22 protein-coding genes are annotated in these 25,183 nt (G+C 37.3%); 11 read left to right on the top strand and 11 right to left on the bottom strand.

Features of this window, described 5'->3' with window-relative positions:
- Positions 1-7: 7 nt before the first annotated feature.
- Genes ACFOOI_RS08775 through ACFOOI_RS08755 form a run of 5 tightly spaced genes read right to left on the bottom strand, consistent with a single transcriptional unit; the run spans position 8 to position 3,737 of the window.
- Positions 8-1,780: a DUF885 domain-containing protein gene (locus ACFOOI_RS08775; RefSeq protein WP_379837131.1), complete on the bottom strand. Its 1,773-nt coding sequence runs from the start codon at positions 1,778-1,780 to the stop codon at positions 8-10.
- Complete coding sequence (locus tag ACFOOI_RS08770; RefSeq protein ID WP_379837129.1) at positions 1,777-2,211, bottom strand: nuclear transport factor 2 family protein; 435 nt, start codon at positions 2,209-2,211, stop codon at positions 1,777-1,779. Before ACFOOI_RS08770 ends, ACFOOI_RS08775 begins: the two co-directional genes overlap by 4 nt.
- Positions 2,208-3,092: a hypothetical protein gene (locus ACFOOI_RS08765; protein ID WP_379837127.1), complete on the bottom strand. Its 885-nt coding sequence runs from the start codon at positions 3,090-3,092 to the stop codon at positions 2,208-2,210. The genes ACFOOI_RS08770 and ACFOOI_RS08765 overlap by 4 nt, the downstream gene beginning before the upstream one ends.
- Positions 3,089-3,481: a lasso peptide biosynthesis B2 protein gene (locus tag ACFOOI_RS08760; RefSeq protein ID WP_379837125.1), complete on the bottom strand. Its 393-nt coding sequence runs from the start codon at positions 3,479-3,481 to the stop codon at positions 3,089-3,091. The genes ACFOOI_RS08765 and ACFOOI_RS08760 overlap by 4 nt, the downstream gene beginning before the upstream one ends.
- On the bottom strand, positions 3,474-3,737 hold the full coding sequence (locus ACFOOI_RS08755; RefSeq protein WP_379837123.1) for a PqqD family protein: 264 nt from the start codon (positions 3,735-3,737) through the stop codon (positions 3,474-3,476). The genes ACFOOI_RS08760 and ACFOOI_RS08755 overlap by 8 nt, the downstream gene beginning before the upstream one ends.
- 315 nt (positions 3,738-4,052) lie before the next feature.
- Between ACFOOI_RS08755 and ACFOOI_RS08750 the strand changes: the two genes are divergently transcribed.
- Entirely contained in the window at positions 4,053-5,591 is a 1,539-nt protein-coding gene (locus ACFOOI_RS08750; protein ID WP_379837121.1) for a SulP family inorganic anion transporter, read from the top strand.
- Positions 5,592-5,758: 167 nt separating this feature from the next.
- Here ACFOOI_RS08750 and ACFOOI_RS08745 read toward each other — a convergent pair whose 3' ends face one another.
- Together ACFOOI_RS08745 and ACFOOI_RS08740 are read right to left on the bottom strand one after the other, a co-directional pair.
- Complete coding sequence (locus tag ACFOOI_RS08745) at positions 5,759-6,214, bottom strand: cold-shock protein (protein WP_379837119.1); 456 nt, start codon at positions 6,212-6,214, stop codon at positions 5,759-5,761.
- A gap of 87 nt (positions 6,215-6,301) precedes the next feature.
- Positions 6,302-6,496 carry a cold-shock protein gene (locus tag ACFOOI_RS08740; protein ID WP_379837117.1) on the bottom strand — a complete coding sequence of 65 codons (195 nt, stop codon included), beginning with the start codon at positions 6,494-6,496 and terminating at the stop codon, positions 6,302-6,304.
- Between the two features lie 201 nt (positions 6,497-6,697).
- Here ACFOOI_RS08740 and ACFOOI_RS08735 point away from each other — a divergent pair, with 201 nt between their 5' ends.
- The 4 genes from ACFOOI_RS08735 to ACFOOI_RS08720 all read left to right on the top strand — a co-directional run bounded on the left by ACFOOI_RS08735 (position 6,698) and on the right by ACFOOI_RS08720 (position 10,081).
- Positions 6,698-7,183, top strand: a complete 486-nt coding sequence (locus ACFOOI_RS08735) for a peptide deformylase (RefSeq protein ID WP_379837115.1) — start codon at positions 6,698-6,700, stop codon at positions 7,181-7,183.
- 148 nt (positions 7,184-7,331) lie between these two features.
- On the top strand, positions 7,332-8,633 hold the full coding sequence (locus ACFOOI_RS08730) for a DEAD/DEAH box helicase (protein WP_379837113.1): 1,302 nt from the start codon (positions 7,332-7,334) through the stop codon (positions 8,631-8,633).
- A 100-nt stretch (positions 8,634-8,733) separates the two neighbouring features.
- A complete protein-coding gene (locus ACFOOI_RS08725) occupies positions 8,734-9,531 on the top strand; it encodes a DUF2306 domain-containing protein (protein WP_379837111.1) in 798 nt (265 codons plus the stop codon).
- A gap of 19 nt (positions 9,532-9,550) precedes the next feature.
- The gene (locus ACFOOI_RS08720) at positions 9,551-10,081 is read left to right on the top strand and encodes a hypothetical protein (RefSeq protein ID WP_379837109.1); all 531 of its coding nucleotides are present in this window, start codon (positions 9,551-9,553) and stop codon (positions 10,079-10,081) included.
- Positions 10,082-10,117: 36 nt separating this feature from the next.
- On the opposite strand, the gene ACFOOI_RS08715 is transcribed toward ACFOOI_RS08720, so the two are convergent.
- Entirely contained in the window at positions 10,118-11,593 is a 1,476-nt protein-coding gene (locus ACFOOI_RS08715) for an outer membrane protein assembly factor BamB family protein (protein WP_379837107.1), read from the bottom strand.
- 6 nt (positions 11,594-11,599) lie between these two features.
- Complete coding sequence (gene lysS / locus ACFOOI_RS08710; RefSeq protein ID WP_379837105.1) at positions 11,600-13,318, bottom strand: lysine--tRNA ligase; 1,719 nt, start codon at positions 13,316-13,318, stop codon at positions 11,600-11,602.
- Between the two features lie 200 nt (positions 13,319-13,518).
- Here lysS and ACFOOI_RS08705 point away from each other — a divergent pair, with 200 nt between their 5' ends.
- The 4 genes from ACFOOI_RS08705 (at position 13,519) to ACFOOI_RS08690 (ending at position 19,080) form a co-directional block, all read left to right on the top strand.
- A complete protein-coding gene (locus tag ACFOOI_RS08705; protein WP_379837103.1) occupies positions 13,519-16,218 on the top strand; it encodes a carboxypeptidase-like regulatory domain-containing protein in 2,700 nt (899 codons plus the stop codon).
- A 136-nt stretch (positions 16,219-16,354) separates the two neighbouring features.
- The gene (locus ACFOOI_RS08700; RefSeq protein WP_379837101.1) at positions 16,355-17,935 is read left to right on the top strand and encodes a glycoside hydrolase family 10 protein; all 1,581 of its coding nucleotides are present in this window, start codon (positions 16,355-16,357) and stop codon (positions 17,933-17,935) included.
- Positions 17,936-17,947: 12 nt separating this feature from the next.
- Positions 17,948-18,469 carry a DinB family protein gene (locus tag ACFOOI_RS08695; protein WP_379837099.1) on the top strand — a complete coding sequence of 174 codons (522 nt, stop codon included), beginning with the start codon at positions 17,948-17,950 and terminating at the stop codon, positions 18,467-18,469.
- Positions 18,469-19,080, top strand: coding sequence for a hypothetical protein (locus tag ACFOOI_RS08690; protein WP_379837097.1), 612 nt, complete (start codon positions 18,469-18,471; stop codon positions 19,078-19,080). The genes ACFOOI_RS08695 and ACFOOI_RS08690 overlap by 1 nt, the downstream gene beginning before the upstream one ends.
- Before the next feature lie 3 nt (positions 19,081-19,083).
- Here the strand turns inward: ACFOOI_RS08690 and ACFOOI_RS08685 are convergent, their stop codons facing one another.
- Positions 19,084-21,732: an MGH1-like glycoside hydrolase domain-containing protein gene (locus tag ACFOOI_RS08685; protein WP_379837095.1), complete on the bottom strand. Its 2,649-nt coding sequence runs from the start codon at positions 21,730-21,732 to the stop codon at positions 19,084-19,086.
- Between the two features lie 68 nt (positions 21,733-21,800).
- Positions 21,801-22,568: a biotin--[acetyl-CoA-carboxylase] ligase gene (locus tag ACFOOI_RS08680; protein ID WP_379837093.1), complete on the bottom strand. Its 768-nt coding sequence runs from the start codon at positions 22,566-22,568 to the stop codon at positions 21,801-21,803.
- Between the two features lie 95 nt (positions 22,569-22,663).
- Here ACFOOI_RS08680 and rsfS point away from each other — a divergent pair, with 95 nt between their 5' ends.
- Positions 22,664-23,062: a ribosome silencing factor gene (rsfS, locus tag ACFOOI_RS08675; RefSeq protein ID WP_379837091.1), complete on the top strand. Its 399-nt coding sequence runs from the start codon at positions 22,664-22,666 to the stop codon at positions 23,060-23,062.
- A 24-nt stretch (positions 23,063-23,086) separates the two neighbouring features.
- On the top strand, positions 23,087-25,129 hold the full coding sequence (ftsH, locus tag ACFOOI_RS08670) for an ATP-dependent zinc metalloprotease FtsH (protein WP_379837089.1): 2,043 nt from the start codon (positions 23,087-23,089) through the stop codon (positions 25,127-25,129).
- The last annotated feature ends 54 nt before the right edge of the window (positions 25,130-25,183 follow it).

Raw genomic sequence — 25,183 nt, 5'->3', positions numbered from 1 at the left:
TCTTTATTTATTGAACTGTTCCTTTTGTGCCAGCCCAAATATCCATTGTTTCTTCTAACACACTAAGTGGCAGACATCCGTTTTTTAGTATTTGGTCATGAAATTCAGCCAAATTAAACTTGTCGCCCATTTGTTTCGTGTATCTATTTCTAAGTTCCCTTATTTTTATAGCTCCTATTTTATATGAAAGTGCCTGGCCAGGCAATGCCATGTATCGCTCTATTTCGGCGGTTGCTCCTTGTTCTGAAATAGCCTCATTTTCCATCATATATTTTAGTGCCTCTTCTCTGGTCCAACCTTTGGCGTGTATACCTACGTCTACCACCAATCTGATTGCACGGTGCATTTCATCACCGAGTGCTCCCATGTACTGAAAAGGGTCTGTGTAAAGTCCAAGTTCTTTACCCAGTGACTCGCAATATAAAGCCCAGCCTTCGGCATAGGCTCCGTATCCACCAAAACGCATAAACTTTGGTAGTTTTTGGTTTTCTTGTTGTAGGCTTATTTGATAATGATGGCCAGGGATGGCTTCGTGAAGAAACAGTGACTCCATACCAGAGGTAACATTAAATGTTTTTGCGTCAGGTATTGGAATATAAAAAATGCCGGGACGGCTTCCATCTGCCGAGCCTTGCATATACTCTGCACTTGCCGAAGCCTCTCTAAATGCTTCTGTTCTTCTTATTTCAAACTTGGTCTTTGGTGTAAGGTTAAACATTTTAGATAAATTCGGGTCTATCTTTTTTTGTATTTGTCTAAATGCCTCCAATATCTCCTCAGGCTCTTTGTATGGCATAAGTTTAGGGTCGTTTTTGAGGGAGGTGAAAAACTCTTCAAGTGTGCCTTTGAAGCCGACTTGCTCTTTTACCTTTTCCATTTCTTTTTTTATTCTGGAAACCTCACCGAAGCCTAATTGCATAATTTCATCTGGTTTTTTGGTGGTGGTGGTCCAGCTGTAAGCCGAATAGGCATAAAAAGAAGGGCCTTTAGGTAGCATGCCCACGCCACTAGATGCTCGACCCGCTTTTAGGTATACATTGCTTAAATAGCTCCCCAGTTTTTTGTAAGTAGGAATTATTTTCTCCGTAATCGCAGATTTATATTTTTCTGTTAAGGTCACTTTTGTAAGCGAGTCCATATCTGCAGGAAAATTATTTATTGGGCCGTAAAACAGGCTTTTCTCTACTGATGTGTTAGCCAAGTCGTTCATCTGAGGTATCATTTTTTTAATCAGAGAGGTTGGCAAAACGTATTGTTGTTTTATTCCTGCATTAAAATTCGCAATTGCGGTATCGGCCCAAACTGTAAATTTGTCAATCCTAACGAGCCAGTCTTCGTAGTCTTTGGTAGTTTTAAATGGCTGAGATGAGGCTCCACTTCCTAACTGAGCAATAGTAAGCGGCAAACCCCAAAATTGGTTAAAAGGAATTAAGTTAGTAGGGAAAGTTAGTCCTTCTAATTGCGAATTTAGTTCAAACCTCAAGGTGTTGTAATATACCTGTTCTTCTTCGGATAGTGTTTTTGGGTCTATTTCATCAAGTTCACCTAAGTATTTTGAATAAAATCCACTTATTTTATTTCTAAAATCTGTGCTAATATCAATCGGAAGCTGATCGTTAAATCTATTGTCACCTTGCGAAGTAGCTTCTAAAGGGAAAAAAGATAGTTTTTCTTCATAATATCGGTCAAATAAGTCCGACAGTTTGGCATTTTCTTTTGGTTCTTGTTTGCAACTGATACTTGCTAAAAGTATGGCTGCGAAAATAAAAAGTTTCTTCATTTTTTTCGAGTGTCTATTATTGCGGTTATTTTCCAGAAATCGTTTGTTTTTACTAATGTTATTAGGTTGGTGCCTTTATGCGAAAATTTGTCATTTACATAAAATTCGTACGGAACCCAAGCACTTGCCAAGGCTTCGTCTTGCATTAGTTCTATGCTCAGTATTCGTTCTTCTATTTTCATGCCAGCCGGTATAGATCCTATGGATTTTAAGAAATTAGCTATTTCTTCTTTCTTAAGTTCTGAGTTATTGTCTGCTTTTATTAGCACCGTATTTAGGCTACAGTCTTCATGAATAACGCGTGATAACAGGCTTGTGTCTTTTTTATTTAATCCCTCAAAAAAAGTATTTATTGTTTCCGTAAGCTCATTTTTGTCTTTTTGAGCAAAAGAGGAAAATGAAATTAAAATCAGAAATATTATTTTTTTCATAAAAATGTTTTAATGTATTGCTCTAGCTTATTGAAATTTTTGGGTCTTTTTATCTGTGAAATTATACAATTTTGGGCAATGAAAATGCTTGTTTCGAAATGCCGTTTGAGGTTTTCATCTTTAAGTAACTGGTGTGCAAGTGGGAAATATTGCAAAAGCAAAGTAGGGCTCATAATAAGCGGCAAGTTCCCCAAGTTTTTTCGAGTATTCGGAGCGTTTAACACTACAATACTTTTAAGTGCTTTCGGATCAAAAGTTGAATGTTTTTTTGTTTCAAAAATAAACTTGTTTTTTCCTTCCCAAGCTGGCGGCAGTTTTTTTATATCTATTTCTAAGCCTTCGGCGGTTTTATCCCAAATTTTAATGCTGTTTCCTCCCCAATGTACTTCTGGTTGGTTTTGGGCATTTAGTTTTATTACCACCATGTCATCTGCCATGATTTCAAATCCCGCTTTAGCAAAAGCCGCCACTGTGGTTGACTTGCCAGCACCGGGTTTTCCCAAAAAAACATGTGCTTTGTTTTTTATCATAACCGCACTTCCATGGAGCAGGAAGCTGCCATTTAAAAACAGATATATACCCAATGCCTCGCTTGTAATAAATATTCGTAAAAGTCCTTCGTCTAAACTGGAATCTAACTTTTGATATATGATAGTGTTTTTATCTATTTTAAAAGTCACCAAACCTGGCCAATGTAAAATGACAAATGCTGAATTGATATAAATTTCAGCCCTGCAATCGGCTCTGTAAATCTTGGTTTTGAGTGTCTTTGGAGTTACAAAAGTTCCCTCAATAATTTTTAGCTGTGACTCATTTTTAGACATTGGAGCGTCTAGTTCCAAATCGGACGTGATATTTGTGCCGTATAAGTGGTATTTCATTTCCATGTCCAAATAGGGGTAAAGTGGTCATTTGGAGATTCGCCTATTAATATCTCATTTTCCTGCTGAACCCACGCATGAGCTTCAAACTTTTCGTTTTGTTTTTGCACTCCTATTATCAGTTCTGTTTGACTATTTAAAAAATATTTCAACGTCAGTGCTTGAGGCAAACAAGTAAAATTAAGTCTTGAGCCAATAGATTTAATGTACTTAATCAGTAGGTTTTGGTCTATTGCTTTTTTGTTTTTTGGGAGTGAATGAGAATACCACTTTTTGAAATATTCAAATCTTAGGATTTTTAGCATAAAAAAAATCAAAGACATTCTGGTCAATATCCGAATGGCCGTGACTTTTTCATTATAACTTATGCCAAAGAATTTTTTAAGCAATTTCTACAAGGTTTTCGTTCGTGAGGTCTTTTAATAGGCTTTCAATGTCGCTTTTACATTCATCGTATGAAATCTCATATTCGGATTGAACGGCCGAAATCAGTTCTTCCTTGGTTTTCGGACCCATTTGCATTTGCTCCCAAACAAAACTCCCAACCTCATTTAATGTAAAATACTCACCTTTTTTGTGATTCAGAATAACGGAGTCGCCTGACAAAGTGGTAGAAACTTGGCTATTGCTTAGTTTATATTTCATCTAGTTTTATGTTAATTTATGATATTAGGAGGTCTAACAAGGGTTTAATCACTAACAAATATAAACTTACGTGTAATTATCGAGCATTTCAACCCTAGTTTTTTTATTATTTTTTTTAAAAAAAAGACTATTTAAATAAAATCTTTAAAAATATAGTGATTAATGCTTTGCCAAATTTGGCTAATCCTATGAATCTTGGCTTTTAAAATATTAAGGACGTACCTTTGCGTTTCGAAAACGCCAAAAAAACCATGAATTAATAGTTTTCGGTCTTCTAGTTAGGCACTTAGCCTTAAAATTGAATAATTAGTAAATATGACTAAATACCTAAATTTCTTTGATTTTAACCAAAAAGTAAACTATAAAAATGAGTTGCTTTCTGGTCTTACAGTAGCTTTAGCATTGGTTCCTGAAGCAGTAGCGTTCTCATTTATGGCCGAAGTTAGCCCACTAACGGGTCTTTATGCTGCGTTTTGGATGGGATTGATTACCTCTATTTTTGGTGGTAGACCCGGAATGATCTCCGGTGCTACTGGTGCAGTGGCTGTGGTTATAGTGGCACTTGTAAAAACTCACGGCGTTGAGTATCTGTTTGCCACAGTTGTGCTTGCGGGAATTATACAAATATTGGCAGGTGTATTTAGATTGGGTAAGTTTATCCGTTTGGTGCCTCAGTCTGTTATGTATGGTTTTGTAAACGGCCTTGCCATTGTGATTTTCATGTCACAGTTGAGCCAGTTTAAAGCTGAGTCTGCTGCTGGTACCTCTACTTGGATGCAAGGAAATCAATTGTATATAATGTTAGGCTTGGTGTTTTTAACGATGCTAATCATTTGGGGATTGCCTAAAATCACCAAAGTGATTCCGGCTTCGTTGGCTTCTATTTTAGTTATTTTCGGCTTAGTTGTAGGTTTTAATATCGACACAGCCACAGTTGGCGATATCGCTTCTATAAAAGGTGGTTTTCCTCCCTTCCATATTCCGAGTATAGATTTGTCTTGGGAGACTTTACAAATAATTTTTCCTTATGCTTTAATAGTAGCTGGAGTTGGTTTGATTGAAAGCTTACTTACGCTAAACCTTATAGACGAAATAACAGGAACCCGTGGGAGAGGAAACAAAGAAGCCTTGGCACAAGGGGTGGCCAATGTAGTTACAGGTTTTTTCTCTGGTATGGGCGGTTGTGCTATGATCGGTCAAAGTTTGATTAATATTTCAGCTGGAGCTAGGGCAAGGCTTTCAGGAATTTTTGCATCTGTAATGCTTCTCGTTTTTGTAATGTTTGGCTCGTCTTTAATAGAGAAAGTTCCGATGGCAGCACTTACGGGTTTAATGATCATGGTGGCCATAGGTACTTTTGAGTGGGTAAGTGTAAAAGTACTCAACAAAATGCCCAAGTCTGATATCTTGGTAATGTTTGTGGTTATGTTGGTTACGGTTTTTATGCATAACTTGGCTCTAGCCGTATTGGTGGGCGTTATTATTTCTGCTTTGGTTTTTGCTTGGGAAAGTGCTAAACGTATTCGTGCTAGAAAATTTATAGATGAGAAAGGCGTAAAGCATTATGAAATTTTCGGACCATTGTTTTTTGGTTCTATTTCAGCTTTTAACGATAAGTTTGATATCGAAAACGACCCAAAAGAAGTTATCATTGACTTTAAAGAAAGCCGAGTGTCTGATATGAGTGCAATAGAAGCATTGAATAAACTGACAGAGAAATATGCAGTTTTAGATAAAACGGTGCATTTAAAACATCTGAGTCAAGACTGTATTGGTTTGCTTAAAAACGCCGAAAAACTTATAGATGTAAATATTATAGAAGACCCAACCTACAAGTTGGCTGTAGATATGTAATGTGATATAAAATGGCATACAAAATTTGCTAGCTTAAATGGGCTAGCATTTTTTTTGTACGATAAGTTAGATGAAGGTCCTGTTTAGGTAGATTTGATAAGCAATAAGAAATAGACAAAATAAAAGCCCAATAGCTTAACGTTATCGGGCTTTGAAAATATATCTATTTATGACCTTATGGGTTTTACTTTAACTCCGGTGGCACCTTTAGGTCCCATCTCGATTTCAAAAGTAACCATATTGTTCTCTTTTACTTCTTCAAGGGTATTGTTCACATGGAAAAATACCGAGTTTTGATTCTCAGAATCTTTGATAAAGCCGTATCCCTTTGAGTCATTGAAGTGCGTAATAACCCCTTTTCTAGTTGGGTCTTCCTCTTCAAGGCTGTCTTTTTTAGGAACACTGATTTCGATATCACTAAGTTTAACTTTACGTTTTTGAGTAGGATCTGGCGGAGTCTCCGTTAGATTTCCCATTTCATCTACATAGATTAACATATCCTCTAGTTTTGAGGTAGTTTCCATGTCTTTTTTCTCTAATCGCTTTTGTTCTTTGTCTTTTCTCTTCTTCTCTTTCTTGCTTCTAACTTCTTTTTTATTAAATGTTTCTTGCGATCTGCCCATAAATACTTATTTGCTTGGTTTAATTGAAAAAAAAAGCCCATCAAGGCTGATAGGCTATTGAATTATATACAGTAGGCGGGTTATTTATTAAGATAACTGCTTTACTTTTATTGCGTTTAATCCTTTTTTGCCTTGTTCTAATTCGAACGAAACACTGTCTCCTTCTTGAATCTCGTCTTCAAGTCCAGATACGTGAACAAAATGGTCTTTACCATTTCCATCTTCGGTGATAAATCCGAAACCTTTAGTATCATTAAAAAACTTGACTGTGCCTGTACTCATTTGAGGGGTAATTTTGGTGATTTTTACAATTTATAAAGGTAACTAAATTTCTCCATAAATTCAGGAATTGTATTGCTTATATTTAGTTTTGACCTCAAGTGGGTTTAATTTCACTTTTTTAGACTTAAAAGAGTGGTTTTAAAATTTAATTATTGCTTTTATTTAGAAGGTTAAGGCTTATTTTTGAAAAAAAATATAAAAATGAAAACGCTCGCTGATTTAATTTTATTAGGAGATTCGCGTCTTTATCAGACTTGTGAGGAAGTTCTGGAGTCGGAACTAGCGGAGGTAAAAAACTGGGTGGAGGACTTAGACAATGTAATGTCTGAAGTAAGGGCTAAATATGGATTTGGCAGAGCAATAGCCGCTCCTCAATTGGGTATTATGAAAAGACTGATTTATATGAATATCGATGAGCCTGTGGTGTTTATAAATCCTGTTTTTACTTTTTTAAGTCCTGAAAAATTCGAACTTTGGGATGACTGCATGAGTTTTCCTAATCTTTTGGTCAAAGTAAAAAGGCATAAAAGCCTAAAAATAAAATTTAGGGATATGAATTGGCAAGAGCACGAATGGCACCTCGAAGATGACCTTTCGGAACTTTTGCAGCATGAGTATGATCACATAGACGGCATTTTGTGTACCATGAGAGCTGTTGATTCTAAGGCGTTTAAATGGCGGAGTTGATATTCTGTGTTTAATTTTATTAAATTGTACATGAAATTAAGGCTTGATTTTTAAGTACTACTTAGTATATAATATTTTGTTAAATTAAAGCCGTACCTTTGTCTTTATTATTCAGGCAACCGCTTTTGGTTGTTCTTAAACTTAATTTATGTCATTTAATACGCTCGGATTATCTCCGTCTATCCTAAAAGCCATTGAAGAAAAAGGCTATACTACTCCATCTCCCATACAAGAAAAAGCCATTCCGGTAATTTTAGATAGAAAAGATATATTAGCTTCGGCTCAAACAGGAACAGGTAAAACTGCTGGTTTTACGCTGCCTATTCTTCAGATATTATCACAAAATCCTCCTGCAGGTAGGAGAAAAATAAGGGCTTTGGTATTAACCCCAACCCGTGAACTTGCTGCTCAAATTTTAGAAAATGTTCGCGAGTACAGTACATATTTAGATATTCGCTCTACCGTAATATTTGGTGGTGTTAATCAAAACCCACAAGTAGCTACCCTAAAAAATGGTATTGATATTCTAATCGCTACGCCCGGTCGTTTGTTAGACCTTCATCAGCAGCGATTATTAAATATTGGTTCAGTAGAAATCTTAGTTCTCGATGAAGCAGACCGTATGTTAGACATGGGTTTTGCAAAAGATATCAATAGAATAATGGCTATTCTTCCTGAAAGAAGACAGAATTTATTATTCTCAGCTACTTTCTCACTTGAAATAAAGAAAATGGCTGCGGGTATTCTTTTTGATCCGGAATTGGTAGAAGCTACCCCAGAGAATACTACTGCAGAGAAAGTGATTCATAATGTGATTCGTGTAGACAAAGGCATGAAAAATGACCTTATTGTTAAACTTATCGATGAAGGCGACTGGCAGCAAGTATTGATTTTTACTAGAACTAAACATGGAGCTAACAAACTTAGCGAAAAGCTTGAAAAAAGCGGCATGAGTTCGGCTGCCATACACGGTAACAAAACTCAAAATGCAAGAACAAAGGCTTTGGATGGCTTTAAGAAAGGTCAAATCAGAGTTTTAGTAGCTACAGACATTGCTGCGAGAGGCTTAGATATTCCATTACTTCCACATGTGGTAAACTATGAGTTGCCAAATGTGCCCGAAGATTACGTCCATAGAATTGGCCGAACGGGTAGGGCAGGTGCTAGTGGCGAGGCTGTCTCGTTGGTATGTGCCGAAGAAATAGACTACTTGAGAGGCATAGAAAAGCTGCTAGACTTACAACTTCCAGTTGAAATCGTTTCTGGTTTTGAGCCTTTAGAAGTAGATCGTCAGCCACCTCCCAAAATGGGCGGCGGACAAAGACCTCCGAGATCAAACGATAACAGAGGAGGCGGCGGTAAGCCAAGACCTAGCGGTGGAGGCGGAAATAGACCAGCAGCAGCAAAAGGGAACAGGCCTTTCAATAAAAATAGAGATACAAAAAGATAATCTTCGAAACCGATCATTTTAATGGTCGGTTTTTTTATGTTTAAGTGTATTTTTTTATAAGTTTAACCCTAAATTTTTTGTATTCATTTAATCTACGGAAATGAGCGTTAAACTTTTTGGTATTTTAAGTAAAATCTTAAGTGTTGTGGTTTGGCTCAGTTCTGGGCTTTTTGGCTTATATATACTTACTTTTTATGCATTGGCATTAACAAATGGTAATTCTGATCAGTGGAATAAGGTGCTGCCTGGTTTGTATGACTCAAGTACGCCACAAGCCACCCAAGGTATCGGTTTGCATTTCGCCGCAGGTGGGTTGATTTTAATTTTAGGAAGTCTTCAGTTTATTAAATCAATTCGAAAAAGCTACCCACAGGTGCATAGATGGGTAGGGCGACTTTATATTTTTGCAAGTGTTTTTGCATCTATTGGTGGTTTGATTTTTATTATTCAGAAAGGTACTATTGGCGGTTGGTTAATGGATGTTGGTTTTGCAGGATATGGCGTTTTGATGTTTGTTTGTGCTATTCAAACGGTTCGTTTTGCTCGTGCGAAAGACTTTGTAAACCACAGGGCATGGGCTTTGCGTTTGTATGCCTTAGCTATTGGTTCTTGGTTGTATCGCATGGAATATGGCTTTTGGCATGCAGCCACAGGTCTAGTTGGGCACACCGATACATTTTCAGGGCCTTTTGACTACTTCATGGACTTTTTCTTTTACTTACCCAATTTATTAGTCGCAGAGTTTTTTATCCGAAAAAAAGTATTTGTAACAAAGTCATATTTAGCAGCAATTGGTTCTTTTTTAATGCTCGCCATGATTGGTTTTATTGGTTTAGCAACCCAAGTTTTTTGGAAGCATTATTGGAGCGAACCCATTTTGAAATGGCTTGGAATTTAAGCAAAAATAAGTTTTATAAATGGCTCAATATAATCTATCAAATATAAAAAAGGCTCGTACTGTATTCTTGTTTTTGAGTGTTTTTTCTCTCTTATTTTCTCTTGTTTTAGTATTTAAAGCATATCAGCCTGAATCGTTTTATAAACACGAATCGGCAGTGCTTGATTATAAAACCGTGGTTAGCAGTTCTCAGGATGGTGGCAGATGGAGAGATAGGCCAAGTTTTTTTGTAGACTTAAAGTTTAAAGACAAAGGCCAAATATATGGTATTTATTTAGGAACCGAATCTGAGGCAAGTACTAGTCAGTATTTAGTAGATATAGAGGAAGAAGTTTTATATGAACTAACGCTAGATAGATTTTTAATTCCGCGGTTTGATGGCCGGAATATGGGAATAATAGAGATGAGAAAAAGCGGAGAATTGGTTTTTAAAGAAGACCTTTTCGAAAATTTATATAGGGCTAAAGTGATGCTTTATATTTCCTTGTTTTTCCTGGTGTTTTTTGTTTGGATGCACTTTCTCTACAAGTCAATCAATAAAAATGAATAAAATTTCGAATTATTTTATACTTTAATATCTCATTTTTTAATACCAGCTTTTACCTTCTAAGCCCATATATTGTCCCAACTTTACAGATTTTGGGTTTACGTCTTTCAGTGTGATTTTATGAACAAAAAGTTTTAACTCAGGCCTCTCAAATGTAGTGTTTCCAGGAAAAAATGGCGAAGTTGCGGGGCTGCCAGAATATATCAAACTGAGTGTACCGTTGTTTTTTAAGTCACCTAGCCAAGGAGTTGAAGCAAAACAACCACCGATATGTTTTTTGTCTAAAATCTGAGTAGTGTTATTAGCAAAGTCATAAACCGTCAGTTGGTAATACGATCTCTCTTTGCCGTTTAACAGGGTGTCTTTCACGGTGTTGAAAATCACTTCGTCAGTGCCGTTGTTGTCAAGGTCAACTACCAAAGGTGACGAATACGTGAAATATTTATCTGGAAATGATTTTACTACTTTGCCAGTTTTTCCGTCCAAAAGCACTCGCTCTGTGCTGCTATAATCAGGGTAGGTGCCTTTGGCAAAGGTCACCATCACATCTAAGGTTTTATCATTTCCATAGAAATGCCCGATGCCTGCTTGTGCGTACATTTCGGTGCCTTCTTGGCTTTGTTCCCAAACTACTTTCAGACTTTTGCCATCTATTAGCTTTACTTTGCCTTCGGCAGTGCACACCACAATATCTTTTTTGCCGTCACTATTAAAATCGGCCAAAATAGGAGGAGATACATAGCCTTTATTTATTGTCGAATCTAAAATGGTGGACTTTGCTAAGTTTTTGTTTTTTAGGTCAGAGAGTTTGCATAAATACAAATGCCCTGCCTTACTTTCTCCGCCACTTCCAAAAATAAACTGAGGGTCGTTTGAATCATCTAATAAAATAGGCGAAAAGTAAGTCTCTTGTTTGTCAGGCATTTCATCATTAGCGATAATTCTACCTGTTTTTCCACTAAAAATAAACAGTTTTCCTGCGGGTCTATCCTTCATTCCAGGAGGAATAATGGCATCACCACCATTGCTAGCTAAGATATCCGAAACGCCATCTTGGTCTTGATCAGGAAGGATTTGTACGTTATAAAAGTTAAACCAGCCATCTGCTCTAGCGGAAAACATGCCTTTTTTACTATAAATTTCCCACAAAAGCTCACCTGTTTTTCCATTTCTGGCTTGAAGTTCGGCCGATCGACCACCAATAATTACATCTGGCGTTTTATCACCATTTAAATCAGCAAATACCGCTGTGCCTACTATTTGATTTCGGGCAGGTGCTTTCCAAAGAACACTACCATCGGCACCATTTAGAGCCAGAATACCATTTTGGGTTTCTGCCCATTCTTGGCCACCTGCCCCCATCACTATGTCTTTAATACCATCATCATTTAAGTCGACCGCCACAGGCGACGAAGCACTTATAGCTTCCGGAATTTCAATATCCCAGTCTTTGTTTGAATTACACGAAAACAAACTCGCTAATAGAGTAACTGCTAAAATCGACTTAAACTTCATAGGTATTTATTGATTTATCCAAGCTTCTACTTCTTCTTTGCTTGGCATTTTTTCATCTATTTTTAATTTTTTACGCATTCCTCCAAGGTCATTAAATACCTTGTTTGCATTTCCTTCTTTTAGTGCTTGTATTGTAAAAAAGCCCATTTTTTGTAAAGCAGGAACCCAAACTGCAGGCACACCTACAGCCTCGTAGTCAGCTACAGTAGCCATTTCTACTTTTTTCTCAGGTCTCATTTGAGGGAAAAACAATACTTCTTGTATACTCACATTGTTAGTAAGCATCATAGTAAGCCTGTCTATACCGATACCAATACCCGACGTAGGAGGCATTCCGTATTCTAAGGCTCTAATAAAATCTTCATCCATCGCCATGGCTTCTTCGTCGCCTCTTTCAGCAAGTCTTAGTTGCTCCTCAAAACGCTCTCTTTGGTCAAGAGGGTCATTAAGTTCCGAATATGCGTTTGCTACTTCTTTCCCGTTTACAAAAAGCTCAAAACGTTCTACCAAACCTGGCTTGCTTCTGTGCTTTTTGGTCAATGGAGACATTTCAACTGGATAATCGATAATAAATGTAGGTTGTATTAGGTGTTCTTCTACCTTTTCTCCAAAAATCTCATCAATCAACTTGGCTTTACCCATGGTGCTGTCTGTCTCGATACCCCATTCGGCACATTTTGCTAAAAGTTCTTCTTCTGTAGCTTTTTCTACATTTACACCCGTATATTTTTCAATAGCGTCTGTAATAGATAATCTAATAAAAGGGCCCGCAAAGTTCAACTCGGTTTCGCCTAACATAAACTTGGTGCTTTCGTGAACCGCCATTGCTACTTTTTCAAATAGTTCCTCGGTAAACTTCATCATCCACTCGTAGTCTTTGTATGCTACGTAAAACTCTAGAGCCGTAAACTCAGGGTTATGGGTACGGTCCATACCTTCGTTTCTAAACATTTTGCCAAACTCATACACACCATCAAAACCACCTACTATAAGTCTTTTTAGGTATAGTTCGTTGGCGATACGCATAAATAAAGGCATATCCAACGTGTTGTGATGAGTTTTGAATGGTCTGGCGGTGGCACCTCCATGAACCGACTGAAGAATCGGAGTTTCTACTTCTAACCAACCTCTATCGTCAAATACTCTACGCATGGTAGATATTATCTTGGCTCTTTTTACAAATATATCACGGTTTTCAGGATTCACGATAAGGTCCACATATCGCATACGGAAACGCTGCTCAGGGTCAGTGAAGCCATCGTGCACTTGGCCACTTTCGTCTCTTTTAACTACCGGAAGAGGTCTTAGAGACTTTGTTAAAATTTTGAATGAACGAACATGAATCGAGATTTCGCCCGTTTGTGTTTCGAAACAAAAACCTTGCACACCTATGATGTCACCAATGTCTAAAAGTTTTTTAAACACAGTGTTGTACATGGTTTTGTCTTCGTCCGGACATATATCGTCGCGTTTGAAGTATAACTGAATTCGGCCCGTTTCGTCTTGTAGTTCTGCAAAAGAGGCAGAACCCATGATTCTAAAACCCATCATTCGGCCGGCCACGGTCACATCCATAAAATCGAATTTATTGTGTGTCCAGTGTTGTAATATATCTCTTACTTTGGTGTTTGTTTGAAATTCTTCTGCAGGATATGGATCTATCCCTAATTTCATTAACTCCTCTCTTTTCTGTCTTCTAAGAATCTCTTGCTCGCTTAATAGCATATTTCGTATTTTTGAATTGCAATAAAAAGTATGCAAAATTAGCAAAATATACCCTAAATTGATATCCTATTTTTTAAATAATAGAACTATTATGGCATAAGACTCATTTTTTTTTGATTATGAGTGTCAATTATTGAAATAATAATTTTTTTAAGCGTTATTTTTCTGATATTTTTGAGAAAAACTAAATTACAATTTAAATGAAATTTACAATCCACCGTCTCATTTTTACAACTACACTATTTCTCGTTTCACTTTTTGCCTTTTCTCAAGGAATCACAATAAAAGGTAAAATAACCGATGCTGTTTTAAAAGAAGGATTACCTGCGTGTAATGTGTACATAAACAACAGTACAATTGGCACAGGAGCAGACCTTGACGGTAATTTTATAATGACCGTTACCTCATTCAAAGAATTCGACTTGGTGTTTTCATATATTGGTTATGAGTCTTTTATAAAAAGAATTATAGCAAAAGATGGAGATGAGATTCTATTAGATGTGGCCTTAAAGCCTTTAGATTTTCAGCTTTCTGAAATAGAGGTTAAGTCAAAGAGAGATAAAAAATGGGAGAAGCAACTCAAGAAGTTTTCAAAGCAGTTTTTTGGGTATAGTTACTTTGCAGACAAATGCGAGATTGTAAATGCTTGGGTATTAGATTTTGAAGAAGAAAAAAACACCTTTAAGGCAATAGCCAATCAGCCTCTCCAAATAAAAAATAATACCTTAGGATATAATTTGGAGGTTAACTTGCAAGACTTTTTGGTTGAAAACGATGCATATAAAATAAAAGGCACGTTTAGGTTTTCGGAGCAAGAGCCTCCCACTAAAGAACAGCTAGAAGAGTGGCTTAAAAGAAGAGCCGAAGCCTACAAGAGGTCATACGTTTCGTTATTTAAATCTATTTTAGATGGTAAATTAGATGAGACCGGATATCAACTTTATGCCGAAAAACCGGGTCAAAATATCAATGAGTTCAGAAGCGATAATTTTGATGTAGAACTAGGCAAGTCGGTGATTCCGTATGTTGCCAAAGACATGGTGAAGTTAACGACAGACCCAAACCTCAAAAGAATAATGATTGCAGGCAATCTTGAGATTCACAATCAAAATGCCCAAACGGAGCTTAAAACTTATGCGGATACTCCATATGCGGTGAGTTGGCTTACGGCAGCCAAGGGTATGGTGCAAGTGGATCTACAAGGTGTTCCCACTAACTCCCAGGATATTTTGGTGTCTGGAGATATGGATTATCTAAAAGTAGCCGGAATGCTACCGATAGACTATGATCCAAAATCAAATGCAAATGATGCATATTTTTTGAAGTTTGAAAAACCAGCAATGGTAGAAAAAGTAGTGCTCCACACAGACAGGTCTGCCTATTATGGCGGAGACAATATTTGGTATAAAACATACGTCAACTATAACTTCAGAAACTACGCGGACTCTTCAAGCAAGATTTTGCATGTAATGTTAGTGGATCAAAACAAAAGTGTTATAAAATCACAAAAACTAGAGATATCGAATGGCTTTGCCTACGGAAATATGGTTTTGCCGGAAGATTTGGTTCCGGGTAATTATTATTTGAAAGCATATACGAACTATATGCAAAACTTCGATCCTAAGTTTAGTTTTGAGCAACTTATACCGGTTTTAGGTCATAAAGAGCACTTTGCAGCTTCACAATCGTCAGTTGAGGAAGAGCATGAAATGGAGAAAACAGTGCAGGTTAACATCACTAAGTCAGATTCGCTCGGAGGTAAAATATCCGCTTTAGCATTTAGTTTTAAAAACCAAGCCGGCGTGCCTGTTATGAGTAATTTCTCGGTTTCTATTACCAATCCAACGTATGATCCTCAACTAAGCACTGAACCTAAAATGGAGGATTTGTACAAAATACCGAGCCCTGAGTCTTTGGGTATAAGTAAAAAGACATTTGGAATGGAAAAAGGAATTAACGTAGAAGGAATATATTTAGACAAAAAAAGAACGCCTTTTAAAGGCAGTTTCAATGTTTTTGTAAATGGATTCCAAAACTTCGTGGAAGGAGTTTCTGATGAAAGCGGTAATTTTAAATTAGAAAACCTGATGTTTTATGGAGAATCTGTGCTTTGGCTTCAACCAAGTTCTAAAAAACAAAAGGATAATATTTTCATTGTAAAAAATGACCAAAATAAGCCGGAAATTAAATTATTGACGAATTCGATTGAAATAAATAAAACTAAACTAGATACGCTTGTTTTTCAGAAAATAAAGGATTTGTCTAAAAATACCAAAGACTCGACTTTTAAAAAGGAAAACCTTAAGAAAATGCTTTATGGAAGGCCAGACTATACGGTGGCTAACAAAGAACTAAATGCCAATAACGGACTTACAGGAATTGTCAATAGTATTTTGAAGAAAGTGCCCAGTATGCAATACAGTCAAGGTGATTTTATAATTAGAGGTGGAGCTACTTCGGCGTTTAATTCCAATGCGGCTTTGATTTTGGTAGATGGAATTCCAGGGGCTTCTTGGTCAAGTCTCAATCCTAATGCCATAGAAAAAATAGAAGTTGTAGCAGGTGTAAATAACATGTACGGCGATTTGAGTAGAAATGGTATTGTTTCGTTTTTTACAAAAGACGAGATCAGTTCAGACGGTATTCCGGATATCGAGGGTTCTACTAAAGTTTTGGTAGATGGACTTGTAAATCCTTTGCCTTTCGAATCTCCTAAAATTCAGATGACTCAACCCGAAAACAAACCGACTTTGTATTGGAATGCGGAGGTCTTAACTGATCAAAAAGGTACGGCCCGTGTGATGTATAGATCGGATTTTCCAAAACAAAAAATAAAAGTTACCGTTAATGGCATAACCCAAAACAATGTTCCCTTTAGTAAAACATTCTATTTGGAATAATCTCAAATTGAGGTAGTTTTGTTCTTTATTTTAATACGCCAATATGCAGGTAATACGGTTTTGTTTTTTTGTTTTCGTTGTTTTATTTCTTTCTGAATGCTCAAAAAAGAAAGTTCCTCAAAAAAAAGAGACAAAGTTGCCTGCCGAAAAAGTTGTTAAAATCCCTAGTAATGAACTACCTAAGCCAACTCCAAAGCCAGTTTCTGAGTCAACGACTAAACCAGCCGTAAAACCAGTTCCGGTAGGTACTTATAAATATGTGGGTGCACCCAAAAGAGAATTTAGAGGGGCGTGGGTGGCTACAATCGCCAATGTAGATTGGCCCTCTCAAAAAAATCTTACTTCAAAAAAACAACAAGATGAGTTTATTTCGATATTAAATAATCATCAAAAAATTGGTTTGAATGCAGTTTTGGTGCAAGTTAGAGCCGCTTCAGATGCTTTTTATGCACGAGGTTCTGAGCCTTGGTCTGAGTGGTTAACGGGTCAGCAAGGTAAATTGCTAGAGCCATATTATGATCCCATGCGATTTATGATTGAGGAATCGCATGTTCGTAACATGGAGTTTCATGCTTGGTTAAATCTAAACAGAGGTGTGCATAAAGGCCCCAGGTCTATTTCAGACAATAATATCACCAAACAAAAGCCTGAATGGTTTATAGAATACGACGGATATAAACTCTACGATTTTGGTATTCCGGAGGTAAGGAAATACATAATTGATGTGGTGGTAAATATTGTGAAGTCTTATGATGTAGACGGCATTCATTTCGACGATTATTTTTATCCGTATCCGGTTGCGGGTGAGGTTTTTAAAGATCAGAATTCTTTTCGGAAATATGGTGCTGGTTTTCGTACCATCGAAGATTGGCGACGTGAAAATATCAATATTTTAGTAAGAGATTTGTCTTTGGCCATAAAACAAGAAAAAAAATGGGTAAAGTTCGGCATTAGTCCGTTCGGGGTGTGGCGAAATCAATCAGACGATAGCAAAGGTTCTCCGACTTATGGCGGCCTAAATTCTTTTGATAATCTGTTTGCCGATACTAAAAAATGGGTCGAAAACAATTGGGTTGACTATGTAGCTCCGCAGGTTTACTTTTCTTTAGAAAATCAAAAAGTACCTTATGAACCTTTAGTCAAATGGTGGAATAAAAACTCAGGTGGAAGGTATTTGTACGTAGGGCATAGTACATATCGAGTAGATGCCAATACTTCAGATTTGGGCTGGAGAAATCCAAATCAAATGGGGAATCAACTTCGTATCAACAGGGAGTTAGGGTTGAAAGGGAGTATATTTTACAATACTTCTTCGCTCATGAAAAATAACTTAGGCTTGAGTGATACTCTAAAAATGTTTTATAGAAACACCGCTCTACAGCCCACCATGCCATGGATTGACAATGTGGCTCCAAATAGTCCACAAAATGTGGCGGCCCAGAGAATCGGGCAAAATGAAGTAAGCATAAAGTGGGAAATGCCTATTTTGGCAGATGACCAAGAAGAAGTCCATAGTTTTGTGATTTATAGATTTTCTGAATTTGAAGGAATTAATTTAAATGATCCTTCAAAAATTATTAAAATTATTAGAAACGTAGGTATATTGAGTTACAATGACAAGGAGGCAAAAAGTTCAGAGGGCTATTATTATATAGTCACAGCCCTAGATAGGCTCAATAACGAAAGCCAGCCTAGTAGTCTTTTTTTACTAAAATAACCTTAAAATAATATGGAACTGCATCAAATTCAAAAAGATCTTCACCGGGTATTTACAGATCTTTACCAAAGTTTGGATTCGTATTCTGACTCTGATTTTCTTTCCAAAAAAGATGAAAGTACGTGGTCTTTGGGCCAAATGTATGAGCATATTAGCAGTGCTTCAAAGAAATTTTTCTTAGCCAATGTGCAGCGGTGTATTGATCAGCGAAAAGGTCAAGATGGCGGCGAAATGACCGAATATGGAATTGGGATGTACAAACTTGGGAGTTTTCCGGATATGAAAATAAAAATTCCTAAAGTTTTTGGTGAACCCGAAATAATACCTCAAGCCAAAGAGCAATATAAAATTGAGATAAAAGAGATTTTGCAAGGCGTAGATGCCATGACAGCACAAGTAGAGCTTGCCAGCGAAACGTATAAAGTTGCTCATCCCGTATTGGGCTATTTAAATGCCAAAGAGTGGTTTCAGAACCTCGAAATGCACACCAGACATCATTTAAAACAAAAGGCTGAACTAGAAAGCTATTTATAATGGAGGAAGTCAAATATCAACTTTATCCAACGTTGTTAAATGCCTTTGGTACTTATTTGGCAGCCCCTTTTCCTGATAATAAAACTACGCTGCTCAATAGAATAAATCGGGTGAATGATTTTGATGCTGAGACACGAAAGAAATTTGCAAAAGGTTCATCTTTTGAAGATGCTGTTTTGAAAAACAAAGCACATGCTTTTGACCAAAAAATGGTAGACGAAGTTAAACTTTTGCTTCCTGAGGTAAAAGTGACGCAATTAAAAGTAAGCTTTATTCATAAAAATATCCGCTTTTATGGCTTTGCAGATGTGGTAGGCGAGGGGAGAGTGATTGATATCAAAACTACTTCCAAGTATCGGCCACAGAAATTTGCCTTTAATTTTCAGACTTTATATTTATATGGCTTAGCTCAAAAAGGGTGTAAGCAAATGGAGTACATTATCTACGATTTTAATGAAGTCCACCAGGAAGTTTACACTTTAGATAATTTCGATTTTGGTTTAATGTTGCACCAAATGGAGCTTTTTACTGAGTTTTTAGAAGAAAATAGAGCAGGAATTACGGATAAGAAAATATTTATAGAGCCCACGCTAGGCGGGCTCTTTGGCTAATTATTACTTTTTGTTTTCGTTGACCTCTTGAATCAAATCTGCTACTAAGCCTGTCCAACCAGTTTGGTGTGCTGCTCCGAGGCCTTTTCCGGTATCGCCGTGGAAATACTCATAAAACAGATAATACTTCTTAAAATTCGGGTCTTTTTGGTAGGTTTCGACATTACCATGGTGTGGGCTAATGCCACCCTGACTCGCTTTAAATAGATTTATTAATCGTTGCGAAATCTTAAGTGCGGCCTCTTTAATAGTTACTATCTCACCTGAGTTAGTCGGATATTCTACTTCATAATCATCGCCATAGTATTGCGAATACTTGTGCAAAGAATCCAAAATAAGGTAATTTAATGGAAACCAGATTGGACCTCTCCAGTTAGAGTTACCACCCATTATACTCAAGTCTGACTCCCCAGGCGTGTAGGCTACAGAAAGGTTTTCGCCGTGGAGGTTAAAGTGATATGGGTTTTCTTTATGGAATTTAGACATAGAGCGTATGCCGTATTCTGACAGAAACTCTTCGGTGTCAAAAAGTCTCTTAAATACCATTTTCATTCTATGTCCTCTTAGCAACGAAAGTAAGTGCGACGCACCTTTGCCGGGTTCGTGCCAGCGAGATATCAAGGAAGCCAAGTCGGGTCTATTTTTCAGAATCCATTCTAGTCTTCTATTGAAGTCAGGCAGCTTAGTCAACAAGTCCTCGTCTATCACTTCCACCGCACAAAGCGGTATTAAACCCACCAATGACCTTATTTTAAGAAACAGCGTGTTTGCATGAGGCGTATGTATTTTATCATAATAAAACTGGTCTTCTTCGTCCCAAAGCCCCATTTCTTGTCCGTCCATGGGCTTGTTTATGGCAGCTGCTATATAAAGGAAGTGCTCAAAAAACTTAGAGGCCATGTCTTGATAAGCGGGTCTGTCTAGCGAGATTTCACATGCTATTTTTAGCATGTTTAAGGTATATATCGCCATCCATCCTGTGGCATCTGCTTGTTGCAATTTTACGCCAGGTATCTGTGCATTTCTGTCAAATACTCCGATATTATCAAGACCTAAGAAACCACCACCGAATATATTGTTTCCGTCTTCGTCTTTTTGGTTTACCCACCAAGTGAAGTTTAGCAGTAGTTTATGGAAAATCCTTTCCAGGAATTTCACATCGCCCACGCCATCGTTCATTTTCTTTTCGGTCTCGTAAACTTTCCAAGTGGCCCATGCGTGTACCGGCGGGTTTACGTCAGAAAAATTCCACTCATAAGCGGGTATCTGTCCATTCGGGTGCATGTAATATTCCCTAAGTACCACGGCAAGTTGCCTTTTGGCAAAGTCAGGGTCAATTCGAGCCAAAGTGGCGGTGTGAAAAGCTAAGTCCCAAGCTGCAAACCACGGGTATTCCCATTTGTCAGGCATAGAGAGGATGTTTGCCATGTAGGCGTGTTTCCACGGTCCATTTCTTTCAAAAGCCCTTCCTCTAAACTCAAACGGCATTTTTGGGTCGCCGTTCATCCATTGCTCTATGTTGTAATAGTAAAATTGCTTACTCCACATCATACCTGCAAAGGCCTGTCTCTGTATATCTTTTTCTTCTTGCGAAGCTATATCTTTTTGTACTTTTTCGTAAAAATCGTCAGCGTCTTTTAGTCTATCTTCAAATGTTTTATCAAAATCGGCAAATGGATCTTTAAGATTGGTTTTGTCCGAAAAACGAAGTTCTATCGTTACAGAAGAGCCTGCTTTTACCTTTTTTTGATATTTGGCAGAAGCCTTAGTGCCTATTTTATTTGAATTAACCGCAGTTTTTTTACCTCCTATTATATATTCATTAATGCCGTCTTTGAGAAACTGCTCATCGTTTTCACGGCCAAATACTCGCATTTTGTTTGTTTCGTTTTCACAAAATATAAGCTCATCTGCATCTTTGCAGTAGAGTTTCATGCGGTCAAACAAACGGTGCGATACTTCAATTTGACTATTTGCAATGCCAGATAGAATTGGTTTTTTTTCGAACTCTTCGTAGCCCCATGACCAGGTGTTTCTGTACCAAAGGGTTGGTAAAATGGTCAGTGGAGCATCTTTGGAGCTTCGGTTATGGGCCGTTATTTTTATACAAATATCGTTAGCGTCTACTTTGGCATATTCAATAAATATATCGAAGTAGTTATTTTTTTCAAAAACTCCGGTATCCAGCAGTTCAAATTCGTCTTGAGCTTTACTGAGGTTTTTGTTTGTTTTCTGTAGTAATTCATAAGGGAACTCGGCAATCGGATACTTGTAGAGCATCTTCATGTAGGAGTGGGTAGGCGTGGAGTCTAAATAGTAATAGAGCTCTTTTACGTCTTCTCCGTGGTTTCCTTCATTATTAGTCAGGCCAAATAGCCTTTCTTTTAGAATTTTGTCGTTGTGATTCCAAAAAGCCAAAGCAAAACAAATGTGTTGCTTGTTATCTGAAATACCACCTATGCCGTCTTCGCCCCAGCGGTAAGCCCTTGATCTCGAGATGTCATGTGAAAAATAATCCCAGGCATCGCCATATACACTATAGTCTTCTCTAACTGTTCCCCATTGTCTCTCAGATAGGTATGGGCCCCATTTTTTCCAACCTTTATTGTCCGGTCTTTCTAATAATCTTTTTCGTTCTTCGGTTGTATTCATAGGTCTTTTCTTAGATAATAGGAAATGCAAAAATAAAAGCGATTGCCTTTATCGCAAATTTTATGACTCTAATCATGAAAAAGGTATGTTATTTCCTTGATATCGTAATACTTTATTTTGTTTTCGACTTCTATTTTTAATCTTCCGTCATTTATTACATCCACAATTTTTCCGCCAAAGGGGCCATTTGAATCCGAAAACTTTTTTTCTTCGTTAAGCCAAAGAAGATTGTCCATGTATTTTTCTTTCAAAACACTAGTTTTATTTTCTTTTAATAAAAAATAATTTTCTTCAAATACCCCTAAAAGTTTTTCTATGATACGGTCTCTATTGAAGGACTTTTCAGGGTTTTGGACTGCCAGGGAAGTACTTTTCGGGTTTTCGAATTCTGTTTGTAGAATATTTAAGCCGATTCCAACAATGGCATGGCTGAATTTTTGTCCAGAAATTCCGGTTTCTATCAAAACTCCTCCTACCTTTTTTTCGTTGATATACATATCATTCGGCCATTTGATTTTTATATTTTGGTTAGAAAAAAAGGATAAAGTTTCAAAAATAGAAACAGCAGTACAAATAGAAAGATTAAATTGGTTTTCAAATTTTAAAAAATCTGGGAAAACTATTATCGACATTAAAACGTTTTTACCTGTATCGCTTTGCCATTGATTGCCTCTCTGTCCGCGTCCGGCTGTTTGGTGGTCGGTTACAATGACAGTTCCGTCAATTGCCTCGCGGTTTTGAATCTTTTCGGAAGCAATGTCGTTTGTAGAATGACAAGATGTCAGATATATTTGATTTTTACCAACAAATGAACTTTTGGGCTGAATTTTGAGCAAAATATTTTTAAATTAGCGTTTTATTATGTTTTTGGTGATGTAGGGTAAAATTACTTCCATACCGCTCACAAAAATAAACAATTAGATATCTTTTAATGAAAAAAACAAAACAAATTTCGAGCGAGCAACTTTGCGATTTAGTAATAAATGGGATGCAAGAAAAAAAAGGCTTTGACATCGTTCGAATGGACCTCAGAAAAATACATAATTCTATTACTGACTTTTTCGTGATATGTTCTGGAAGTTCTGATACGCAAATAGATGCAATCGCTTCTTCTGTTGACGAAGAAGTTTTTAAAGGCTCCAATCAGGATCCTTGGCACAAAGAGGGGATTCAAAACAAAGAATGGATTTTATTGGATTACGTGGATGTAGTTGTTCACGTGTTTAGAAAAGACCGTAGAGAGTTTTACGACATTGAGTCTCTGTGGGGAGATGCTGAAATTGCATATTATGGCGACACGCTTAAGCCGTCGTCTGTACCATTAAATTAGTAACAACACTTTTTATTAAGTTTTATGTCTGATAATAACAATTCGCCATTAGGCAAACCAAAGAAAAAATTAACACCGAATCCAGGAGGCTTACAAGGTTGGCTGGTGGCTGCACTTATCATGGCTATTATTGGTCTAGTGTTTTTTAATAATACTGCTCGTCTGAACAGTATCGATTACAAAGACCTAGAGAAAATGGTAACCGCTGGTGATGTAGAAGAGGTTTTCGTAGTGAAAGGATCAAATACTGTAGAGATTAGTTTAACTTCTAACGCCCTATCAAAAGGCGAATACAAAGAAAAACTAGGGAACAATAAGTTTTCGACGGGCCCTCATTTGATGGTTTCTATCGTTAATGAAAATACCTTCATGCAGGATTTTAATGAGTTTTTGAATAAATCAGAACTCCCTGCTCAGGTAAAAGATAATCTTTATCCAAAACCTGTTACCAGAAGTGACTACATGAGTATGTTGCTCAACTGGTTGCCCCTTATATTTATTTTTGGATTGATGTATTTCCTAATGTCACGTATGGCAGGTGGAGGTGGTCCTGGTGGAGCACTATTTAATATAGGGAAATCTAAAGCAGCACTTTTTGATGCTGACAATAAGGTAAAAATCACATTTGCTGATGTAGCCGGATTAGATGAAGCCAAAGAAGAACTTACGGAGATAGTTGAATTTTTGAAAAAACCAGGCAAGTATACTGAGCTTGGTGGTAAAATACCCAAAGGAGCCCTTTTAGTAGGCCCTCCTGGTACTGGTAAAACCCTTATGGCGAAGGCTGTAGCGGGCGAAGCAAGTGTTCCGTTCTTCTCACTTTCTGGTTCTGATTTTGTAGAAATGTTTGTGGGTGTTGGTGCAGCTAGAGTAAGAGACTTGTTTAAGCAAGCCAAAGAAAAAGCACCTTGTATCATTTTCATAGATGAGATAGATGCTGTAGGTAGATCAAGAGGAAAAGGCTCAATGCCGGGCGGAAACGACGAAAGAGAAAATACCTTGAACTCCCTACTGGTAGAAATGGATGGGTTTGGGTCTGACTCGGGAATTATAATATTGGCTGCTACTAACCGTCCAGACGTATTGGATTCTGCCTTACTTCGTGCAGGTAGATTTGACCGTCAGATCAGTGTTGACGTTCCAGATATTTCAGGAAGAGAGGCTATTTTTAAAGTCCACTTGAAACCAATTAAGTTTGCTTCAGAAGTTGATCCTAAAAAATTAGCGGCTCAAACTCCAGGTTTTGCAGGTGCTGAGATAGCCAATGTGTGTAACGAAGCTGCTTTGCTTGCGGCAAGAAGAGGCAAAAAACAAGTAGAAATGGTGGATTTTCAAGACGCCATCGATAGAGAAATAGGTGGTTTGGAGAAAAGAAATAAATTGATATTACCAGAAGAGAAAGAGATTGTTGCCTACCACGAAGCAGGTCATGCGATCACAGGTTGGTTCCTTGAACATGCCAATCCACTTGTAAAAGTGAGTATTGTGCCTAGAGGGATAGCAGCTTTAGGTTATGCTCAATACTTGCCAAAAGAGCAATATCTGTATCGTACAGAGCAGCTTTTTGATGAGATGTGTATGGCCTTGGGTGGCAGAGCTGCTGAAGAGGTTGTTTTTGGGAAGATTTCCACGGGAGCTTTGAGCGACCTTGAGAAAATCACCAAAATGGCTTACAGTATGGTGACCATATATGGTATGAATGACAAACTTGGTAATGTTTCATTTTATGATTCAAAAGGCCAAAGTGAGTATTCGTTTACCAAACCTTACTCAGAGAAAACAGCTCAGCTGATAGACGACGAGGTTAAGAAATTAATAGACACGGCTTATGTGAGAACGCTCGAAATGTTAAGAGATAAGCGTGAGAAATTAAATATTCTTGCTTTAGAGCTTTTAAAAAGAGAAATATTATATCAACATGACCTTGTGGAAATTATTGGCGAACGTCCATTTGACAAGCCTACGGTTTATCAAGAGTTTATAGATAAGAAAGATGTTTTGCCTGAGGTAGTTGCAGAAGTAAAGGAGGAATCTGATACTGAGCCTACTGAAGAATCTAAAGCATAATAAAAACATTAAAACCCGACTTTATCGGGTTTTTTTATGTTCTGTTCATATCTT

The organism is Lacihabitans lacunae (assembly GCF_042649125.1).
GTDB lineage: Bacteria > Bacteroidota > Bacteroidia > Cytophagales > Spirosomataceae > Leadbetterella > Leadbetterella lacunae.
This window is presented reverse-complemented; position numbering and strand designations above follow the sequence as displayed.

Bases quoted from the DNA above. Each gene is read 5' to 3' on its own strand.
- ACFOOI_RS08730 (WP_379837113.1), top strand. From the start codon at position 7,332: ATGTCATTTAATACGCTCGGATTATCTCCGTCTATCCTAAAAGCCATT.
- ACFOOI_RS08715 (WP_379837107.1), bottom strand. From the start codon at position 11,593: ATGAAGTTTAAGTCGATTTTAGCAGTTACTCTATTAGCGAGTTTGTTT.
- ACFOOI_RS08705 (WP_379837103.1), top strand. From the start codon at position 13,519: ATGAAATTTACAATCCACCGTCTCATTTTTACAACTACACTATTTCTC.
- ACFOOI_RS08735 (WP_379837115.1), top strand. From the start codon at position 6,698: ATGAAAACGCTCGCTGATTTAATTTTATTAGGAGATTCGCGTCTTTAT.
- ACFOOI_RS08745 (WP_379837119.1), bottom strand. From the start codon at position 6,214: ATGGGCAGATCGCAAGAAACATTTAATAAAAAAGAAGTTAGAAGCAAG.
- ftsH (WP_379837089.1), top strand. From the start codon at position 23,087: ATGTCTGATAATAACAATTCGCCATTAGGCAAACCAAAGAAAAAATTA.
- ACFOOI_RS08725 (WP_379837111.1), top strand. From the start codon at position 8,734: ATGAGCGTTAAACTTTTTGGTATTTTAAGTAAAATCTTAAGTGTTGTG.
- ACFOOI_RS08770 (WP_379837129.1), bottom strand. From the start codon at position 2,211: ATGAAAAAAATAATATTTCTGATTTTAATTTCATTTTCCTCTTTTGCT.
- ACFOOI_RS08755 (WP_379837123.1), bottom strand. From the start codon at position 3,737: ATGAAATATAAACTAAGCAATAGCCAAGTTTCTACCACTTTGTCAGGC.
- rsfS (WP_379837091.1), top strand. From the start codon at position 22,664: ATGAAAAAAACAAAACAAATTTCGAGCGAGCAACTTTGCGATTTAGTA.
- ACFOOI_RS08690 (WP_379837097.1), top strand. From the start codon at position 18,469: ATGGAGGAAGTCAAATATCAACTTTATCCAACGTTGTTAAATGCCTTT.
- ACFOOI_RS08750 (WP_379837121.1), top strand. From the start codon at position 4,053: ATGACTAAATACCTAAATTTCTTTGATTTTAACCAAAAAGTAAACTAT.
- ACFOOI_RS08685 (WP_379837095.1), bottom strand. From the start codon at position 21,732: ATGAATACAACCGAAGAACGAAAAAGATTATTAGAAAGACCGGACAAT.
- ACFOOI_RS08695 (WP_379837099.1), top strand. From the start codon at position 17,948: ATGGAACTGCATCAAATTCAAAAAGATCTTCACCGGGTATTTACAGAT.
- lysS (WP_379837105.1), bottom strand. From the start codon at position 13,318: ATGCTATTAAGCGAGCAAGAGATTCTTAGAAGACAGAAAAGAGAGGAG.
- ACFOOI_RS08775 (WP_379837131.1), bottom strand. From the start codon at position 1,780: ATGAAGAAACTTTTTATTTTCGCAGCCATACTTTTAGCAAGTATCAGT.
- ACFOOI_RS08720 (WP_379837109.1), top strand. From the start codon at position 9,551: ATGGCTCAATATAATCTATCAAATATAAAAAAGGCTCGTACTGTATTC.
- ACFOOI_RS08740 (WP_379837117.1), bottom strand. From the start codon at position 6,496: ATGAGTACAGGCACAGTCAAGTTTTTTAATGATACTAAAGGTTTCGGA.
- ACFOOI_RS08765 (WP_379837127.1), bottom strand. From the start codon at position 3,092: ATGAAATACCACTTATACGGCACAAATATCACGTCCGATTTGGAACTA.